Genomic DNA, 18413 nt, shown 5'->3' with positions numbered 1-18413 from the left:
ACCGGTTTTATACAGGAAACGCATGTCATCATGACCGAACCCAATACTCCCTCGTCAAACTCAGCCTTTCGCCAACTGCCCGCCCAGGCAGTGCATGAGCGCTTCGCTACGCGGCCGGCGCTGTATTCCGTCGTCTTCAAGGCATTGCGCAGCCGGATGCTGGAGCACTACCCGTCGCTGGACCTCGACTGGCTTGCGGTCAAACTGGCCAGCCCTCAGCCCAATGGCGAATACACCTACCCCGCACTCATGGAGGTGGCTGTCGCCCATGTACTGAACCCACAGTTACTTGACCTGCGCGCCGTACGCGAGCGTCCGTACTTCCTCACGACACAGCCCCCCGCCGCGCTCAAGACCGGGGATGGCCAGCCGCTCGACATGCAGGTGGTCGCCCAGATTCTTGACGAATTTCCCGCGTCCCTTTACTTGTACATGCAACACGATCTGGCCGACTACTGGAGCCAGGTCGACAATCATGGCAACAGCCGCTGGCAGTGGCTTGCAGAGTTTCTCAATGGTCAGATGATTGCCACTGCGGCCAGCCAGTCACCGCTGAGCGACGTGCAGCGCGATATTCTGGCGGTAGTCGCCGCCTGGCCAGCGCAACGTGAGCGCCTGCCCCGTTCCTCACCCGCCACCTATGTATATTTCATCGAGAGCACACTCACCCGCCTCGGCAAGACGGTGCGGGTATTGACCCCGGACCTGTTATTGGTACGCGATAAACAGGTGTTGCTCTACAGCGTAGCCGGCGCAATCCAGGCGTTTGATTCGCTGGAGGCGTTCAGCCAGGCCTGGGGGAGCAGGATGCAACGCGAGTTTCAGTTCGACAGCCTCACTTGGCAACGCAACGAAACTGCCGCCAACGTGTTTGAACAACAGGCCGGGCTGATCCTCAACCAACAACTCGAAGACCTGGCAGCCCTATCGTTCCAGGGGCAAGACGAAAAAGAACTCGATCAACGCCTGGACATGATCACCAACCCGGCCAGGTATTTTACCGACATCAAGTTGCCCGACACCGAGCGCCTTGGCACTGTGAGCCAGCAACTGCCGCAATGGCTCAAGCAAGCCGAGCCCGCGGATCGTTTCGCCTATCACCGCCACTTGCAGGATATGGCGCATGCTCTGCAAAAAAACCAGGGGCGATCATTCAACGAGGGTATTGAAAACATCCACACATTCAGCCGCAGCGCATTGCGCAAGCAGATGCAAACCGATCACGGCGATTTCGACCCTGATGCGGTGCTGTTGGACTTTGCGGTAGCGGCAGGTTATCCGGGCGGCGCGGGAATCATCGAACACGTGCGCATGTCGCTGACGGAGCTGGCCCTGAAGAATCTGGCCGGCAAGCCCAAAGGTACGTTGAAGCTGTCTTCCACAACAGCCACGCCACTGCCTGGCTGGTTGAATGAAGACTATCTGATGGGCAGCAACGGCCTGATCCAGCGCGTCGATATCGGCACCACCTACCCTAATGCCCTCAAAGATCTGTTGCTGTCCGATACCGTCGAGGCGCGTCGCCGCGAGTTGCTGTTTACTCGCGAACTGAAGGCTCATCTGCCGATGCAGGCGCTGGAATTCAAGGTCCGCCAGCAGCATGGCATGACCGTGACGGGTTATCAGTATGTCAAGGCGCTCATGGGAGAAACGCCTTCGCTCAGACTCGTCAACGATCAGGAAATCGTCCTGCGCCCCCTGGCGTTGTGCCGTAAAGCCGGGGCCACGCCGGACGAAGTGAATAATATGTTTATCATTGAGCCTCGCGACTCCCAGGTCGGCCCACACTTGCTGTACCGACCGCTGTACGCCGAGTCCCTCAACGAATACCCCACGCGCCAGGCGTTGCTGGAGGCCATCGCCGAACCGGGTGCGTTGCAGGACAGCGTGCTGACCTGGCTGTCGGACAAGGCGCGCCCCATCTATGCACACGGCGGCATCAAAGAGCCGCACATCATCCGTTTCTTGCCCGGCGACGAGTTCAACCGACCCGAGAAACCAGCGCCCGCGACCCTGGCCGTCGATGACGGCGCCGGTGAATGGCTCCAGTCCCAGCTCAACGGCCAACTGCCCAACCATCTGTTTGGCAGCACCGCACGGGCACTGGTCGACCTGGCGGACCGCGAGTCGATCTCCAACACCGAAAGCCGATGGGCCATTGTGATGGAGGGTGCCTGGTTGTTGTTCAATACACTGCTGCTGCCCTTGGTACAGGGCCCAGCCATGTTGGCCGGCTGGTTCCTGGTGCTGGTTGCCAGCCTGGAGCAGGACTTGGCGGGCCTGGACAGCAACGATCCCACCACCCGCGAGTTGGCGCTGATTGATCTGCTGCTCAATACTGCGATGGTGTTGCTGCATGGCGCATCGCCTTCTGCCAAACCGTTGTCGCCACCGAGTGCAACCGACAGCGCGTTGCGCCTTGAAACCTGGCGCCGTGCACCAGGCCTGCCGCCACCACAGGATGCGCCAGTGATACGTTCTGGCGCAGTGTCATTGCCGGGAGAACCCCCGGCATCAGGCCACACCGCCCTGGACTTCATTCGCTCGCTGGCAAGCCCACACGCAAGCGAACGACTGAGGGCGATGCTGGACATCAATGTGCCATGGCCTGAACCCTTGCCGACTGCGCAAGGCAGCGGCCCGCTCAAAGGCCTTTACCGCATAAATGGCACCTGGCACGCCAGCCTCGGCGGGTTGCTGTTCCAGGTCAATGTGGTGCCGGGATTCAACGAGGTCTATCTGGTACACCCGCAATATCCGCAACACCCCGGTTTCAAGCTGATAAGCGACCACCAGGGGCACTGGCGCCTGGACACTCACGCCAGGCTGGAGGGCGGAATGCCCCGGGAACGCTTGAGTAAATGGCAGAAGGAACGTGCCGAAAAACTGGGTGTGTTAAAGGCCGAATTGCAAGCACTGAATGCCGAAATATTCTCGCTGATACCCACTTCGCTTTCGCTACAAAGCACTCTGAACGCAGCCCGTGCCCAACTTGTTGAACAAAGCAAAAGCCTGCGCAAGGATTGGTTATTGCTGGCCAGTTCCGCGAACATACCGAAGTTGCACGCAGAAGTTCTTATCCGTCATGAGAAACGGCGCGTCGCGGCGGCCCAAGCCAGGACGCAGTGGAATATCGCCCTCGATAACTTCCAGCAGTACGGCCGCGAGGTAATGACGCTGATGAAAAAAGTCGAAGCCAAGACCAGCGAACTGATGGCTGTCGACAGGACTGACCCCACTTATGTAAGGGAGCGAAACAGGGCAAGCAAAAGCAATTTTGACTTCTGGGCAGGCATCTACGAATCGGTGTCGCAAAAAATGGCAGACGCCCTGGAAACCGATCGTGGCGAAACCGACGCTGAACTCAGCGCCCGCGCATCACGGGAGCTGCCGCAAAACATCAGCGACGCCTACGACGACTACATCATCACCAAAAAACGCCAGCTTGCCGCGCTTACGGAAATGGTCGAGCCCGCTGAAAAGATCGAGACGTTACTCAAAGAGGCAGACCCGGCCCTGCGCCAGATACTCTTGCAAGGCAAGCCCTCTGACCAAAACATCCGCTCGGTCGCGATCAAACAGCATGCCCTGCTGGTGTTCATGGACTTGGTGTTCAATCGCATGAATGACTCGCGCAACCCAACGGAATTTCCATTCGTACGCGAGCTGACCGACAAGAGAACCGCAACCAGCTTGATGGCGCATACGGAAATGCTCACCACTACCGGCTATTCGGCCCGAGAGCAGATCGACGTCCTCAAGGACGTTCTGGAGCGATATGAGCAATTGGAAAACGCTGTCACGTCGCTGGCTGAAATGAATTCCGGCTTCATTCGCGAGGAGCATCGCCAACCGTTTCTGGACTATCTGGCTTATGCCCGCACCAGCCTTGAGGCGCAGTTGGCCAATTTGATTCTGGTGGAAGAAGGCTTCGCGCCACTGCCAACGCCCGAGCGCATCACACGGCAGAAAGCACCGAACCGAAGAGTGATCAAGACCCGTGACCGCAGGACCCTGGTGGGTGAAGTGCGCCCTACCCAGCGCGACACACCGGGTAACTTCGTCGATATCAAGGACCCGCTCACCGGAAAAACCCTCGCCACCTACCTTGAACACCCCGGCGAAGGTGTATGGAACGTGGTTGAAGAGGTCGGGCCCTCAGCGCCCGCGCCGACGGCAATCAAGCGTTCGCTGAAGACCATAGAAGCACAGGCGCAAACCGTCAGGGACGAGCGCACCGGCATTGACAGCAGCATCGCCTTCCAACAACGAAAGTTACGCGACCCGGGCCGACTGGAAAGCCTCGATCCCCTTGAGTGGGATGTGATACTGACCCAGCACGCAGCGAAGTTCACAACCCTTGCCGAAGAACTCCAGCGCGATCACGCCAACGATCCCGGCGCTCGCACGTTGATCGATCAGTACCGCAGCCTGGCGGCCGAGGCAACGCAACAGGCACGTGAGCGTTGCAGCGAAGGGTACAAGTTGCAACGCCCCAAAGCCTCCCACGTCGATTACTTGTGGAAACACGGTTTTGTCGATATCAACCTGGTGAAGAGCCGCGTGCCGTTGAAGGCCGGTGACTTTCTCACCGAGTATGCAGTACGCGATAAAAGCAAAATCAGGGCGGGTATAAAGGGAAAGGACAATGTTTTGTGGTACGCGCATTTTCATTATTCGGCCGTCGATCAAGCGCCCTCCCAACCTGATTTCGGTCACCTTAAAACCCCGAGTGAACAGCGATATACGCGCCGGGAACTGATTGAACAGGCGCGTGCCGACAACCGCGCCGTGGTCAACCTGGAGAAAGCCGAGATCAAGCCACCGCTTGATCAGCGGCTATTCCTGGGGTTGGAGGTACTGGCTTCCAAATGAGCCTCGACAGACTGTCTATACTCTGCATGAGAACCTTGTTGACGAGGGGTTTATGGACGATCCAATCGATGACAAACCACCGACCTTCCGGCAGATGCTGCACAGCGTGACGGCCGCCGCGTTCGGTGTGCAAAGCGGCAAGAATCGCGCCCGCGATTTCACCCATGGCAAACCCAGCCACTTTGTGATCCTGGGCGTTGCATTCACGGTGGTGTTTGCGTTGACGCTGTTTGGCATCGTCAAGCTGGTGCTGTACCTGGCCGGTGTTTAACGCCGCCGATGCAGACTGAACGCATAAACAGGACGCCGGTTTGCCAACGACCGCCAGCGCACGGAATCCACCGGCGCTGGCGGCGCTGACAAATGCAGGCGCTCAGATAAACCTTGAATATCGACCGCCATCATCTTGGCTACTCGACAACCAATCGCTGCTCAATCAACGGTTTTATTACTGGTGGCTGACCCAAAATACAGCGGTGCCGACCACGAGAATAATCAGAAACAAAATGGCCCAGGCATCAACGGTACTGTCAGGTTTACGGGCTTTGGTGGAATTACTCATCGCATCGCCTCTTGTCGGTTTTATAGGTGACTGCACTAAGACTCGTCCACAGTAAAGACCAGTCTTGCCCCCATGACAAATGTGGGTATCGCGATAACTGTTCTCATTAGTCAGTTTGGTTATGTGCATATACCCAAACATCACTTTTGCGCATATACGCAAACTGGTATCGTGCGCCGGCTCCGTTGGGAGTGCGCGGCCGTGCGCGCAGATTTGCCGAGAACAGGACCTATATGTACGTATACGACGAATACGATCAGCGCATCATCGAGGACCGCGTCAAGCAGTTCCGTGATCAGACCCGACGCTACTTAGCAGGTGAACTGAGCGAAGAAGAGTTCCGCCCTCTGCGCCTGCAAAATGGCCTTTACGTTCAGCGCTTTGCGCCGATGCTGAGGGTGGCCGTGCCCTATGGCCAACTGACGTCGCGCCAGACGCGAATGATGGCCAAGATCGCCCGCGACTTCGACAAAGGCTATGCCCATATCAGCACCCGCCAGAACGTGCAGTTCAACTGGCCGGCCCTGGAAGATGTGCCGGATATCCTGGCTGAACTGGCTACCGTGCAGATGCACGCCATTCAGACCAGCGGTAACTGCCTGCGCAACGTGACCACCGACCAATTTGCCGGCGTCGCTGCCGACGAGTTGATCGACCCACGGCCGTGGTGCGAAATCGTGCGCCAGTGGACTACCTTCCACCCTGAGTTCGCCTACCTGCCACGCAAGTTCAAGATCGCCATCAATGGCTCGACCTCGGACCGCGCCGCCATCGAAGTCCACGATATCGGCCTGGAGCCGGTGTACAACGCTGCAGGCGAGCTGGGCTTCCGTGTGCTGGTGGGTGGCGGCCTTGGTCGTACGCCGGTGGTCGGTGCGTTCATCAACGAGTTCCTGCCATGGCAGGACCTGTTGAGCTACCTCGACGCCATCCTGCGGGTCTACAACCGCTATGGCCGTCGCGACAACAAGTACAAGGCCCGGATCAAGATCCTGGTCAAGGCGCTGACCCCTGAGGTGTTTGCCCAGAAAGTCGATGCCGAAATGGAACATCTGCGCGGCGGCCAGACCACCCTGACCGAAGCCGAAGTGCACCGCGTCGCCAAGCACTTCGTCGACCCTGAGTACAAGGCCCTGAGCAATCAGGACGCCGAGTTGGCCGCACTCGACCAGCAACACCCAGGCTTCGCCCGCTGGCGCACGCGCAATACGCTGGCGCACAAGAAGCCCGGCTACGTGGCAGTGACCCTGTCGCTCAAGCCCACCGGCGTTGCACCTGGCGACATCACCGACAAGCAACTGGACGCGGTCGCCGACCTGGCCGAGCGCTACAGCTTCGGCCAACTGCGCACCTCCCACGAGCAGAACATCATTCTTGCGGACGTTGAACAGAGCCAACTGTTCACCCTGTGGGGCGAACTGCGCGAAGGCGGCTTTGCTACGCCGAACATCGGCCTGCTGACCGATATCATCTGCTGCCCGGGCGGCGACTTCTGCTCCCTGGCCAACGCCAAGTCGATCCCGATTGCGGAGTCGATCCAACGCCGTTTCGACGACCTGGATTACCTGTTCGATATCGGCGAGCTGGACCTGAACATCTCCGGTTGCATGAACGCTTGTGGTCACCACCACGTCGGCCACATCGGCATCCTGGGCGTGGACAAGAAAGGCGAAGAATTCTACCAAGTGTCCCTGGGTGGCAGCGCCAGCCGCGATGCGAGCCTGGGCAAGATCCTCGGCCCATCCTTCGCCCAGGAAGCCATGCCGGAGGTGATCGGCAAGCTGATCGACGTGTATATCGAACAGCGTACCGAAGATGAGCGCTTCATCGACACCTACCAGCGCATCGGCATCGACCTGTTCAAGGAGCGTGTCTATGCAGCGAATCATTAAGAACAACGCAGTCGTCGACGAAACCTGGCACCTGCTGCCCAAGGACGCGAGCTTCGACGGCATCTCCAACTGCGACGACCTGATCGTGCCGCTGGCCCTGTGGCGCGAGCACGGCCACGCCCTCAAGGCCCGCGACGGCGGTTTGGGTGTATGGCTGGACGCCGATGAAGAAGCCGAAGAAATCGGTGATGACGTGCAGCATTTTCAGGTCATCGCCCTGAACTTCCCGGCCTTCACCGACGGGCGCAACTACTCCAACGCCCGCCTGCTGCGTGACCGTTATGGCTACAAGGGTGAACTGCGGGCCATTGGCGACGTGCTGCGTGACCAGTTGTTCTACCTGCACCGCTGCGGGTTCGATGCCTTCGCCTTGCGCGCGGACAAAGACCCGTACGAAGCGCTGGAAAGTCTCAAGGATTTCTCGGTGACCTATCAAGCGGCCACCGATGAACCACTGCCGCTGTTCCGCCGCCGCTGACACCTTGTCCCTGTAGGAGCGAGCTTGCTCGCGAAAAACCTGAACGATAACGCAGGTCGCCTGGCTGTAGCGGCGCCCTCGCGTTCTTCGCGAGCAAGCTCGCTCCTACAGTTCCGTCGCCCGTCAATCCTGTGTGATCGACTGCCGCTTGACATTAAAGTTAACTTTAAGCTTAGCCTGAGACCTCCCCTGCTCAGGAGTTAACCCATGTCACCGTTCGAATCGCTGCAACTGCCCAACGGCCAAGTCATCGCCAACCGCATCGCCAAGGCCGCGATGGAAGAGAATATGGCGGACCTGCATCAGGCACCGTCCAAAGCATTGAAGCAGCTATACAAGACCTGGGCCGACGGCGAGCCCGGCTTACTGTTGACCGGTAACGTGATGATCGACCGCCGCGCCATGACCGGCCCTGGCGGTGTCGCGCTGGAAAACGAGCAACACCTGGCCAGTTTTCGTGAATGGGCCGACGTAGCCCGGGCCAAAGGTGTGCACTTCTGGGTACAGCTCAGCCATCCGGGCCGCCAGACCATGGCCAACCTCGGTCAACAAGCGTTGGCACCCTCGGCTATTGCGCTGGATGTGGGCAGTTTTTCCAAGATGTTCGCCAAACCCAAGGCCATGACCGAAGACGACATCCAGGACGTCATCAAGCGCTTCGCCACCAGCGCCCGCCTGGCCGAGCAAGCCGGGTTCACCGGGGTGCAGATCCACGGCGCCCATGGCTATTTGTTGAGTCAGTTCCTCTCGCCCTTGAGCAACCATCGCACCGACCGTTGGGGCGGCTCCCTGGAAAACCGGGCACGCCTGCTGCTAGAAGTCATCCGTGCCGTGCGGGCCAATGTCAGCCCTTCATTTTGTGTGTCGGTAAAGCTCAATTCCGCAGACTTCCAGCGCGGCGGCTTCGATGAGACCGATGCACGCGCTGTAGTGGAAATGCTCAATACACTGCCGATCGATTTGCTTGAGTTGTCCGGCGGCAGCTATGAAGCGCCGGCCATGCAAGGTGAAGCGCGGGACGGCCGCACCTTGGCCCGTGAAGCCTACTTTTTGGATTTCGCCACGCAAATGGCGAGCATCGCCACCATGCCACTGATGGTGACCGGAGGTATTCGCCGCTTGCCGGTGGTCCAGCAAGTATTGGACAGCGGCATCGCCATGGCCGGCATCGCCACCGCCCTGACCCTGGAGCCGCAACTGATCAAACAGTGGCGTGAAGGTCGCGACCTCAACCCACAACTGCGGCCCATGGAATGGAAGCGCAAACCGCTGGCCGCCCTCGCCACCCTCGCCGTGGTGCGCGACCAGATGCGTCGCCTGAGCCGCGGCCGTCTGCCCAACCCCAACGTTGCGCCCTGGCTGGCATTGGCCTGTGACCAGTGGTTTATCGCGCGGCGTACGCGGCAGTATCGCGCGAGCATGACGCAATCTTCACATTAATGGCGGAGCATTCGCCGTGATTGAACTGTCCCCTACTGATCAGCAGTTTTTCAACCTCACTGACGATTGGAGTTCCTCATGGCGAAAATCAACCTGGCCCAGCAGTTGGCGACTACCCTGGAACAAGCGGGTATCAAGCGTATCTGGGGGCTCACCGGCGACAGCCTCAATGGCCTGACCGACGCCCTGCGCAGCATGGACAGCATCGAGTGGATGCATGTGCGCCACGAGGAGGTCGCCGCCTTCGCTGCCGGTGCCGAAGCGGCGGCCACCGGCGAGTTGACGGTGTGCGCCGGCAGTTGCGGGCCGGGTAACCTGCATTTGATCAATGGTTTGTTCGATTGCCATCGCAACCATGTGCCGGTGCTGGCGATTGCCGCGCAAATTCCGTCCTCGGAGGTTGGCCTGAATTACTTTCAGGAAACCCATCCCCAGGAGCTGTTCAAGGAATGCAGCCACTTTATCGAGCTGGTGAGCAACCCCGAGCAGATGCCTCAGGTGCTGCACCGTGCCATGCGTTCGGCGATCCTCAACCGAGGCGTGGCGGTGGTGGTGATTCCGGGGGATGTGTCGCTGTTGGAGGTGGAAGATAAGCTCAAGCCGTGGCCGGCCTTGCACGCACCGCGCACCGTGCCGATTGAGCAGGACTTGCAGCGCCTCACCGACATGCTCCAGAGCAGCGAGAAAGTCACCCTGCTGTGTGGCAGCGGCTGTGCCGGTGCCCACGATCAAGTGGTGGCGCTGGCCGACGCCCTCGGCGCGCCGGTGGTGCACGCACTGCGGGGCAAGGAGCACGTGGAGTGGGATAACCCGTTCGACGTCGGCATGACCGGCCTGATCGGTTTCAGCTCCGGCTACCACGCCATGCTCGATTGCGACACCTTGGTCATGCTCGGCACCGACTTCCCTTATCGCCAGTTCTACCCGACCGACGCCAGGATCATCCAGGTGGACCGCAACCCCCAAGCCCTGGGGCGCCGTGCGACCCTGGACCTGGGCATCGCCGCCGACGTCAGTGAAACCATCGACGCGCTGTTGCCGCGCCTGACCCGCAAGACCGATCGCAGCTTCCTCGAAACCTCCCTCAAGCACTACGAAAAAGCCCGCCAAGGCCTGGATGACCTGGCGCAACCGTCCAAGGCCGGCCGGCCAATCCATCCCCAGTATGTGGCGCGCTTGCTCAGCGAACTGGCCGATGATGATGCGATCTTTACCGCCGATGTCGGCTCACCCACCGTGTGGGCGGCGCGTTATCTGAAGATGAACGGCAAGCGCCGGCTGATCGGCTCGTTCAACCATGGCTCGATGGCCAACGCCATGCCTCAGGCTATCGGCGCTCAGGCGGCGTTCCCTGGACGACAGGTGATCTCGATGTCCGGGGACGGTGGTTTCACCATGTTGATGGGGGATTTCATTTCCCTGGCGCAACTGCAATTGCCGGTCAAACTCGTGGTGTTCAACAATTCGTCCCTGGGCTTTGTCGCGATGGAGATGAAGGCTGCGGGTTACCTGGACACCGGCACCGAGCTGAAAAACCCGGACTTCGCGGCCATGTCCAATGCCATGGGCATTTTGGGCATACGTGTGGAGCAATCCGAAGACTTGGAGCCGGCACTGCGCCGAGCCCTGGCCCACGATGGCCCGGTGTTGGTGGATGTGGTGACCGCGACTCAGGAACTGGTGATGCCGCCGAGCATCAAGCTGGAACAGGCCAAGGGGTTCAGCCTGTACATGCTCAAGGCGGTGATGAGCGGGCGTGGCGATGAGGTTATCGAACTGGCACGCACCAACTGGTTGCGATAACCCCCTACTGTAGGAGCGAGCTTGCTCGCGAAGATCGCTAACGGTAACGCTGACATCCTGAATGAACGCGTTGTCGTCGAGTTTTTCGCGAGCAAGCTCGCTCCTACAGGTGCCGGGCTAATTTCAGCCTTTCTGCTTTTCTACCCACTTGCCGTAGGCATCGATGAATGCCTGCAGGAACGGCTTGGTCTTGTCCGACACCTTCCCCGCCTCATCGAACACACTGCCTGCCCCGCCCAGATAGGCTTCCGGCTGTTGCATGCACCACACATCCAGGAACACCAGGGACTGGCGCAAATGGTGGTTGGCGCCAAAGCCGCCAATGGCACCCGGCGACACGCTGATGATCGCCCCCGGCTTGCCACTCCAGGCGCTCTGCCCATATGGGCGCGAGCCCACGTCAATGGCATTTTTCAAGGCCGCCGGCACGGAGCGGTTGTATTCGGGGGTGACGAACAGCACCGCGTCGGATGAACTCACTTGTTTGCGGAAAGTACTGTAGGCTGCGGGCGGAGTTGCACCGTCGATGTCCTCGTTGTAGAGCGGCAAGTCGCCGATTTCAACAATGTTCAACTTGAGATTGGCAGGGGCCAGTTCGGCCAGGGCCAGGGCGACCTTGCGGTTGATCGACTCTTTTCTCAAGCTGCCCACCAGGACGGCAATCGTGTAGACCTTGCTCATTGAGGTTTCCCGACTTCTGAATAAAGGAGCCTGTAGTTATAGAGGCTTCGCGACGCGTTCACCAGAGGGTTGTGCGGATTCCCTCGCCGTTTTCCTTGCAAGCACTTGCGTAGGAAGCGTCTGAAAATATCAGCGAATAGTATTTTTTTCTTATAGGTAAACTACCCCGCTCCCTGACGGTCTACAGAACCGCAAATCGAGTGTTTATCTCCAGAGGTTCTAAACAGATGGCTGCAGTACTTGTTGGACAGTTTCATGCCAGAGACGCGGAAGGCCGCGTTTATTCGGTGCATGAGTTTCAGGAATCCAACCCGGCGCAAGGCGACCTGCCCGGATCGACGCCCACCACGACCTACAAGCTGGCCATTGGCGACCGTGTAGAAAAGCTGGAAGGTGATGAATTCAAACTGATCCAGTCGGGCACCATTCTCGTGCGCGAGTCCGAAACCACTCTGGCATCGTAAGCGCTTGCCTTGTTCACCTGCTCAGTCCTGGCGGCTGGGCTGGGGACGTTCATGGGCGGCGGATCTGCGTCACCTCTATGCCCTGCTCGTCTTGCTTGAGCGTCACCAGCACCTGGCCGTGCTCCCCTTGCACGGTAAACATCGAACGCTTGTAACCTGCCGCATTGTACGCGGGGTAAGCCTCCACCTCCCTGACCAGGGTGATCCCCACGACTGCGCCCACTTGCTCGCCCACCTGTTGCTGGGAGCGAATAAAGGCTTCCAGTGCGAGATTGTCCGGCGTCGGTTCATCCTGATGATTGAAGAAGTAAGCCGCCAGGCCTCCCACGGTCACCATGACCACGAGTTGCTTGGCCGTTACCCCGAAGAACGTCGAGGGTAGAGGCATATGAGACCAGACCTGTTTTTTATTTTAAGTACCGGGAAACCGGCAGGGGTCGTTGCTGATCGGACCCGCCATTCTAATGGGGTCCTGGCTGAGCGCCATAGGCCGGGACGACCCCGGCAGTCTTTTTTGCGCACGAAGGCCTGCGCCATTGAATCCCCTGCGCACTGCACATAGACTCCGGCCATGCGTTTACGTCATATCGAAGTGATTCAGGCCATCTTGCAGACCGGCCACCTCGGCACCGCCGCCGAGTGGTTGCAACTCCCCGTGGGCGAAGTAGACGCCACTCTCAAGGACGCTGAGCAGCAATTGGGCTTCATGCTGTTCGCCAGCGTGCGCGGGCGTTTGCAGGCCACCCGGGAAACCCTGGAATTGCAGGCACAAATCACTGCTCTGTATGAAGCCCTGGAGCCGTTGCAACGCCTTGCCAGCCGCTTGAAACACCATCATGCGCCGCCCCTGCGCGCGCTCTGCACGCCGCCGCTGGCCAACCAACTGTTGCCGCAGAGCATTGCTGCACTGCGTCGACGTTTCCAGGACATGCCGTGCAACCTGTCGAGCCAGCCAGTTGGCGAGATCATCAACAGCCTGCTGTTGCATGAAGCCGATGTGGGCCTGAGCCTGCATGACCCAGAACATCCCCATATCCAGAGCACGGTGCTGGCCCAAGGCAAATTGCAGTTGCTGGCCCCCCATGGCTGGCTCAAGCCCAAGCAAAAATACATTGCGCTGCAGGAGTTGGCCGGCCAGTCGTTGATCGGCCTTGAAGGCCATGACCCGCTCAGCCGCTTGCTGGATGCCAAGCTGCACGCCCTGCGGCCGCTGCCCGTGGTGCAGACGCGGGTGCAAACCTACCCGATGATGCGCGGCCTGGTGGAGGCCGGAGAAGGCCTGGCGATTGTCGACCCGTTCACCGCCTTGGGTGCACGCGAGTCCGGGCTTGATGCGTGCCCGGTGTCACCACCGATAGTGGTCAGCCTGTATGCGTTGACCTTGAAAGACGCTGCGCCCTCCCCGGCATTGAATGCGCTGCTGGAAATCGTCATCCAGAAAGCCGAAAGCCTGCTTGGCAACGACACCAAGTCCCCGTAGGAGCGAGCTTGCTCGCGAAGAACGTGAACGATCACACGCTCATCCTGATGCAACGCGGCGCCTTGGCGTTTTTCGCGAGCAAGCTCGCGCCTACAGGGGTCAGACAGCCTCCACTTGCGCCTTGAACAACCGATACCAGAAAATCGCGACCTCGCGGGTTTGCGGATCAATCCCGCGATAACGCAGTTGATCGATGCCGCCCATTACATAGCCACAACGCTCATACAGGCGACAGGCGCCGAGGTTGTTGTTCTGGGTCTCAAGCATCATGCCCGGCAGGTTCTTCTTGCGGGCCCAGAACTGCGCCACGTCCAACAACGACTTGGCCACGCCATGTCGGCGCGCCGGTAACGCCACGGCCAACTCGTCAACATGGGCGAAACCGTTCCAGTTGGTGCTGACCACGATATGCCCCACTGCGCGGTCATCCAGGTACGCCATGAAGATCGAGCTGTCGGCGGCATCACGAAAACTGGCGAATTCTTCCGGGTCGATGCCATAGCACTTGCGGTACGGCAGCACTTTTTCCACCGGCCATTGTTCGACGCGCTGGCCCATTTGCGGCACCCCATAGGCACTGACTTCAAAGCTGAAATCATTGCCCCACACATAGGCGTCAAAACCTTCGTCGGCGACTCGCACACTGAGCCCTGGATACTTCGGGTTCATTACAGCTTGCATAGACTTCCTTAACCCTTGATGCAGTCGACGGTATAACGACGGCCACTGCCGTCATCTTCGTGTTGCAGCCCATGCACATCCGCGACAAAACCGGGGAAACTGCTATCGAACGTGCGGGCAAATGCCAGGTAATCGATGATTGAACGTGTTGACTCGGTGAAGCGTTCGCCGGGCATGATCAGTGGTATGCCCGGCGGGTAAGGCACCAGCATTACAGCGGCGATGCGTCCTGCCAAGGCATCGATGCAGACCGCCTCCACCTCGCCCCTGACCAACTGGTCGTAGGCATCGGCGGGTTTCATCGCGATTTGCGGCAATACCGTATACATACGCTTGAGGTGCCTGGCCGTGGCATTGCTACGGTAACAGCTGTGCAACTGGTCGCAAAGGTCGCGCAGCCCCAGGCCTTGATAACGTGCCGGGCCTTGGGCATACACCGACGGCAAGCAAGTGGCCAGGCTGACATTGGCATCGTAGCTACGCTTGAACTCCAGCAGCTCGGTGAGCAAGGTGCTCCATTTACCTTTGGTAATGCCCATGGAAAACAGCACGAGAAACGAATACAGCCCAGTCTTCTCCACCACCAGCCCGCGCTCCCAGAGGAACTTGCTGACCACTGCAGCGGGAATCCCACACTCGCTCAATGCCCCACCGGCGTTGAGGCCAGGCATCACCAGTGTGACTTTGATCGGGTCCAGCAGCACGTAGTCTTCAACAACGTCGCCAAAGCCATGCCACTCATCCCCAGGGTGCAATAGCCAATCCGCAGTGGCGACCCGGTCGATACCCGCGACCGAGGGTGGCTGCCAGATGGAAAACCACCAGTCTTCCGCCGCGATATGCTGGCGCAAGTTGGCCAGGGCGCGACGAAAACTCAAGGCCTCGTCGAACATTTCCTGAAGCAGCGAGCGCCCGGCCGGGCCTTCCATCATTGCCGAGGCCACATCCAGCGACGCGATGATGCTGTATTGCGGCGAGGTGGAGATATGCATCATGAAGGCTTCATTGAAGCGGTCACGGTCCAGTTGCCGTGCGCCGCCGTCCTGTACGTGGATCATCGACGCCTGGCTGAATGCCGCCAGCAACTTATGCGTACTGTGGGTGGTGAACACCAAGGGGCTGTCCGGCGTGCGCGAGGTACCCATGCCATAACGCCCGGCGAAGAACTCGTGAAAGGCGGCGTAGGCATACCAGGCCTCATCAAAATGCAGCACCTCGACACTGTTGCCCAGTTGCTGCTTGATCAGTTCGGCGTTGTAACACAGGCCGTCATAGGTGGAGTTGGTCACCACCGCCAATTTCACTTTCGGTGGTCGCCCACGGGTCAAGGGGCTGGCGTCGATCTTGGCGCGGATCGACTCAGGGCTGAATTCGCCCAGGGGGATCGGGCCGATGATCCCCAGCTCGTTGCGCTCCGGGCACAGGTACAGCGGGATCGCGCCGGTCATGATGATCGAATGCAACACCGACTTGTGGCAATTGCGGTCTACCAGCACCAGGTCATCGCGCCCCACCATGGAATGCCAGACGATCTTGTTGGCGGTGGACGTGCCGTTGATCACGAAGAACGTATGGTCGGCGCCAAAGTTGCGCGCGGCGCGTGCCTCGGCTTCGGCCAAAGGCCCGGTGTGATCGAGCAGCGAGCCCAGTTCGGGCACCGACACCGACAAGTCAGAGCGCAGGGTGTTTTCCCCGAAGAACTGATGAAACGCCTGCCCCACCGGGCTTTTGCGATAGGCCACGCCACCGCCATGACCGGGGGTGTGCCAGGAATAATTGGAATCGGCGGTGTGTTGCACCAACGCCTTGAAGAACGGCGGCAACAGGCCATCCAGGTACGTGCGTGCGGCGCGGGCGACCTGGCGCGCCAGAAACGGCACGGTGTCTTCGAACAGATAAAGAATGCCGCGCAGCTGGTTGAGCTCGCTCATGGCATCGGCGGGCGCGTTTTCCAGGGTGACTTGCTCGCCCAGCGCAAAGATCGGCAGGTTGGGTGCGCGCAGGCGCGCCAAGCGAATCAACTCCACCATGTTCTGCAACAGATGGGTGTTTTCCCCGGCGCCTTCGGCGGCAATCAGCATGCAGGCCAGACCGTGATGGGTAGCGGCCACCAGCCGCCCCTCGGCGTAGTCCACCGCAGAAAAAATACTGAAGCCCTCCTGTTCCAACTCCCTGGCGATGCCTCGAACCCGGTCACCGGCAACGGTGTCGGCCTTGATGTCACGGTGCACGATCAGAACGGGGAACTTCAGGTCTTTGTACATGAGCACTCTTACTCCGGAGGCTTTGCACAAGGGTAGAAGCTGGAAGCAAAAGTGGCGAATGAAGATTTCACAGGTGGTCGAGAGGTACCTGCATAACCGTCGGTACGGCGTTGAACCTGTGGCGAGGGAGCTTGCTCCCGTGACGGCCTGCCAGCTGGGCCATACCTACCTGACACCCCGCGATCAAACTGTGGGTGGACTGGGCCGGCACTCCGGTTTTTCCAAAGTGACCCGCTGTCAGAGCGGAACGCTAAGGGGCCGTTACCGCAGGAATGGAGATGCACCCAATCCAACCGTGTTGACTGTCAGGCCGCATTCGCGAGCAAGCCCGCTCCCACAGTTTGATCGCGGGGCGTCAGGTCGATAGGCGTTGGCTGGCAGGCCGCTATCGCAGGCAAGCCAGCTCCCACAGTTTGATCGCGCAGCGTCAGGTAGATAGGTGTTGGCTGGCAGGCCGTCACGGGAGCAAGCTCCCTCGCCACAGATGCAACTGTGTAAGTACCCATGGCTGCAAGCCTGCTCCTACATGAGCGGTTATTGCTGAGTGAGTTGAGTCCACAACGCCGGCGCACCGGCTGCCTTGGCAATCGCCTCCAGCCTTGCCGCATGCTCGGCCAGGTCCTGCTCGCTGGCACGGATGATCGGCGTCGGCTTGCGATCAGCTGGCAAGCGGCGGATTTCCGAAGGGCGGTTGCCCGACCCTTCCGCCGAACCGCTGCCATCGGATGCATTACCGGCCAGGGACAGGCTGGTCTGCCCGCCGGTCATGGTCAGGTAAACGTCGGCCAGGATCTCGGAGTCAAGCAAGGCGCCGTGGAGTTCACGGCCGGAGTTGTCGACGCCATAGCGCTTGCACAAGGCATCGAGGCTGTTGCGCTGGCCCGGGTGACGCTCGCGGGCCATCATCAAGGTATCGAGGATCGTACAGTGCTGGGAGATGTCCGCACGGTCAGTCTGCCCCATCAGGGCAAATTCGTTGTTGATGAAGCCGATGTCGAACGCCGCGTTATGGATGATCAACTGGGCGCCATTGATGAATTCGAAGAACTCATCGGCCACTTCGGCGAAGCGCGGCTTGCCCTTGAGGAATTCGTCAGTGATGCCGTGGACGCCAATCGCGCCCTCGTCACTGTCGCGGTCCGGTTGCAGGTAGACGTGGAAGTGGCGGCCGGTCAGGCGGCGCCCCATCAGTTCGACACAGCCGATTTCGATGATCCGGTGACCATCGGTCACCGGCATGCCGGTGGTTTCGGTATCGAGTACAACAGATCGGATGGCCATCAGGGTTCAGCTCTCAACGGTTCGGTACAGTTCAAGGGGCGGGATATTAGCACGCTCTGTAAACGAAGCGCCCATGGCACCCAATCACCGGTGGACACCCAACAGTTATTTACAAGGTTTCGCAAACTTGCTGCGGTTTTCTACGTCCCTCGTCGCTAACCTGCGCGCCTCCTCCAGATACGGAATTCACTGACTCATGTTCAACCTGAAATGGCTGTTCATCCCCTGCCTGTTCAGCGCTGCCGGTGCGCAAGCCACCAGTTTCGTGATGACCACTGACGCCTTGGTGAGCCTGTCGATGAGTGCCACGGGCGGCACCAGCAGCAGCTTCAAGGACGACAAGATTGTGCTGGCGGCCAAGGCCGATGCCGCATCGTTTGTCGCAAGCGAAGGTGCAATACGCGGTGTCCAGTTGGAGTCAGCCTTGCGGCATATTCGCCAGACAAGAGTGGACCTGCGATGCACGGACGAACAACTCGCCCGTGCAATCCTGGCTCTATAAGCGACAACAC

At 59.7% G+C, this 18413-nt stretch carries 14 protein-coding genes; 9 read left to right on the top strand and 5 right to left on the bottom strand.

Features of this window, described 5'->3' with window-relative positions; all coding sequences use genetic code 11:
• Positions 1 to 30 precede the first annotated feature (30 nt).
• The 6 genes from OC445_RS14255 to poxB all read left to right on the top strand — a co-directional run bounded on the left by OC445_RS14255 (position 31) and on the right by poxB (position 11050).
• Positions 31 to 4875 carry a dermonecrotic toxin domain-containing protein gene (locus OC445_RS14255; RefSeq protein ID WP_220382797.1) on the top strand — a complete coding sequence of 1615 codons (4845 nt, stop codon included), beginning with the start codon at positions 31 to 33 and terminating at the stop codon, positions 4873 to 4875.
• A 52-nt stretch (positions 4876 to 4927) separates the two neighbouring features.
• Positions 4928 to 5146 carry a DUF2970 domain-containing protein gene (locus OC445_RS14250; RefSeq protein WP_034126066.1) on the top strand — a complete coding sequence of 73 codons (219 nt, stop codon included), beginning with the start codon at positions 4928 to 4930 and terminating at the stop codon, positions 5144 to 5146.
• Between the two features lie 524 nt (positions 5147 to 5670).
• Positions 5671 to 7329, top strand: a complete 1659-nt coding sequence (locus OC445_RS14245) for a nitrite/sulfite reductase (protein ID WP_003190712.1) — start codon at positions 5671 to 5673, stop codon at positions 7327 to 7329.
• Complete coding sequence (locus tag OC445_RS14240) at positions 7313 to 7807, top strand: DUF934 domain-containing protein (protein ID WP_003190711.1); 495 nt, start codon at positions 7313 to 7315, stop codon at positions 7805 to 7807. Before OC445_RS14245 ends, OC445_RS14240 begins: the two co-directional genes overlap by 17 nt.
• 207 nt (positions 7808 to 8014) lie before the next feature.
• The gene (locus OC445_RS14235) at positions 8015 to 9247 is read left to right on the top strand and encodes an NADH:flavin oxidoreductase/NADH oxidase family protein (RefSeq protein ID WP_034126069.1); all 1233 of its coding nucleotides are present in this window, start codon (positions 8015 to 8017) and stop codon (positions 9245 to 9247) included.
• Between the two features lie 78 nt (positions 9248 to 9325).
• Positions 9326 to 11050, top strand: coding sequence for a ubiquinone-dependent pyruvate dehydrogenase (gene poxB, locus OC445_RS14230; protein WP_054897504.1), 1725 nt, complete (start codon positions 9326 to 9328; stop codon positions 11048 to 11050).
• Between the two features lie 123 nt (positions 11051 to 11173).
• Here the strand turns inward: poxB and OC445_RS14225 are convergent, their stop codons facing one another.
• Positions 11174 to 11731: an NADPH-dependent FMN reductase gene (locus OC445_RS14225; RefSeq protein WP_003190705.1), complete on the bottom strand. Its 558-nt coding sequence runs from the start codon at positions 11729 to 11731 to the stop codon at positions 11174 to 11176.
• Positions 11732 to 11958: 227 nt separating this feature from the next.
• Between OC445_RS14225 and OC445_RS14220 the strand changes: the two genes are divergently transcribed.
• Complete coding sequence (locus tag OC445_RS14220) at positions 11959 to 12195, top strand: hypothetical protein (RefSeq protein WP_054897503.1); 237 nt, start codon at positions 11959 to 11961, stop codon at positions 12193 to 12195.
• A gap of 49 nt (positions 12196 to 12244) precedes the next feature.
• Here the strand turns inward: OC445_RS14220 and OC445_RS14215 are convergent, their stop codons facing one another.
• Positions 12245 to 12583 (bottom strand): hypothetical protein, encoded by a 339-nt coding sequence (locus OC445_RS14215; protein WP_060772654.1) that lies wholly within the window; start codon positions 12581 to 12583, stop codon positions 12245 to 12247.
• A gap of 183 nt (positions 12584 to 12766) precedes the next feature.
• Between OC445_RS14215 and OC445_RS14210 the strand changes: the two genes are divergently transcribed.
• Entirely contained in the window at positions 12767 to 13675 is a 909-nt protein-coding gene (locus OC445_RS14210; protein ID WP_072448413.1) for a LysR substrate-binding domain-containing protein, read from the top strand.
• Between the two features lie 99 nt (positions 13676 to 13774).
• Here OC445_RS14210 and OC445_RS14205 read toward each other — a convergent pair whose 3' ends face one another.
• From OC445_RS14205 to dnaQ, 3 genes are all read right to left on the bottom strand, one after another.
• Positions 13775 to 14344 (bottom strand): GNAT family N-acetyltransferase, encoded by a 570-nt coding sequence (locus tag OC445_RS14205; RefSeq protein WP_019820276.1) that lies wholly within the window; start codon positions 14342 to 14344, stop codon positions 13775 to 13777.
• 20 nt (positions 14345 to 14364) lie between these two features.
• Positions 14365 to 16620 (bottom strand): Orn/Lys/Arg decarboxylase N-terminal domain-containing protein, encoded by a 2256-nt coding sequence (locus tag OC445_RS14200; protein WP_054920838.1) that lies wholly within the window; start codon positions 16618 to 16620, stop codon positions 14365 to 14367.
• A 534-nt stretch (positions 16621 to 17154) separates the two neighbouring features.
• Positions 17155 to 17895 (bottom strand): DNA polymerase III subunit epsilon, encoded by a 741-nt coding sequence (gene dnaQ / locus OC445_RS14195; protein WP_164692278.1) that lies wholly within the window; start codon positions 17893 to 17895, stop codon positions 17155 to 17157.
• A gap of 202 nt (positions 17896 to 18097) precedes the next feature.
• Here dnaQ and OC445_RS14190 point away from each other — a divergent pair, with 202 nt between their 5' ends.
• The gene (locus OC445_RS14190; protein WP_054897498.1) at positions 18098 to 18403 is read left to right on the top strand and encodes a DUF2388 domain-containing protein; all 306 of its coding nucleotides are present in this window, start codon (positions 18098 to 18100) and stop codon (positions 18401 to 18403) included.
• Positions 18404 to 18413: the final 10 nt, after the last annotated feature.

Source organism: Pseudomonas sp. Pse35 (genome assembly GCF_024519715.1).
Lineage (GTDB): Bacteria > Pseudomonadota > Gammaproteobacteria > Pseudomonadales > Pseudomonadaceae > Aquipseudomonas > Aquipseudomonas paracarnis.
This window is presented reverse-complemented; position numbering and strand designations above follow the sequence as displayed.

Excerpts from the sequence above, each read along its gene's own strand:
- OC445_RS14255 (WP_220382797.1), top strand. The coding sequence starts at position 31 with ATGACCGAACCCAATACTCCCTCGTCAAACTCAGCCTTTCGCCAACTG.
- OC445_RS14250 (WP_034126066.1), top strand. The coding sequence starts at position 4,928 with ATGGACGATCCAATCGATGACAAACCACCGACCTTCCGGCAGATGCTG.
- OC445_RS14245 (WP_003190712.1), top strand. The coding sequence starts at position 5,671 with ATGTACGTATACGACGAATACGATCAGCGCATCATCGAGGACCGCGTC.
- OC445_RS14240 (WP_003190711.1), top strand. The coding sequence starts at position 7,313 with ATGCAGCGAATCATTAAGAACAACGCAGTCGTCGACGAAACCTGGCAC.
- OC445_RS14235 (WP_034126069.1), top strand. The coding sequence starts at position 8,015 with ATGTCACCGTTCGAATCGCTGCAACTGCCCAACGGCCAAGTCATCGCC.
- poxB (WP_054897504.1), top strand. The coding sequence starts at position 9,326 with ATGGCGAAAATCAACCTGGCCCAGCAGTTGGCGACTACCCTGGAACAA.
- OC445_RS14225 (WP_003190705.1), bottom strand. The coding sequence starts at position 11,731 with ATGAGCAAGGTCTACACGATTGCCGTCCTGGTGGGCAGCTTGAGAAAA.
- OC445_RS14220 (WP_054897503.1), top strand. The coding sequence starts at position 11,959 with ATGGCTGCAGTACTTGTTGGACAGTTTCATGCCAGAGACGCGGAAGGC.
- OC445_RS14215 (WP_060772654.1), bottom strand. The coding sequence starts at position 12,583 with ATGCCTCTACCCTCGACGTTCTTCGGGGTAACGGCCAAGCAACTCGTG.
- OC445_RS14210 (WP_072448413.1), top strand. The coding sequence starts at position 12,767 with ATGCGTTTACGTCATATCGAAGTGATTCAGGCCATCTTGCAGACCGGC.
- OC445_RS14205 (WP_019820276.1), bottom strand. The coding sequence starts at position 14,344 with ATGAACCCGAAGTATCCAGGGCTCAGTGTGCGAGTCGCCGACGAAGGT.
- OC445_RS14200 (WP_054920838.1), bottom strand. The coding sequence starts at position 16,620 with ATGTACAAAGACCTGAAGTTCCCCGTTCTGATCGTGCACCGTGACATC.
- OC445_RS14190 (WP_054897498.1), top strand. The coding sequence starts at position 18,098 with ATGTTCAACCTGAAATGGCTGTTCATCCCCTGCCTGTTCAGCGCTGCC.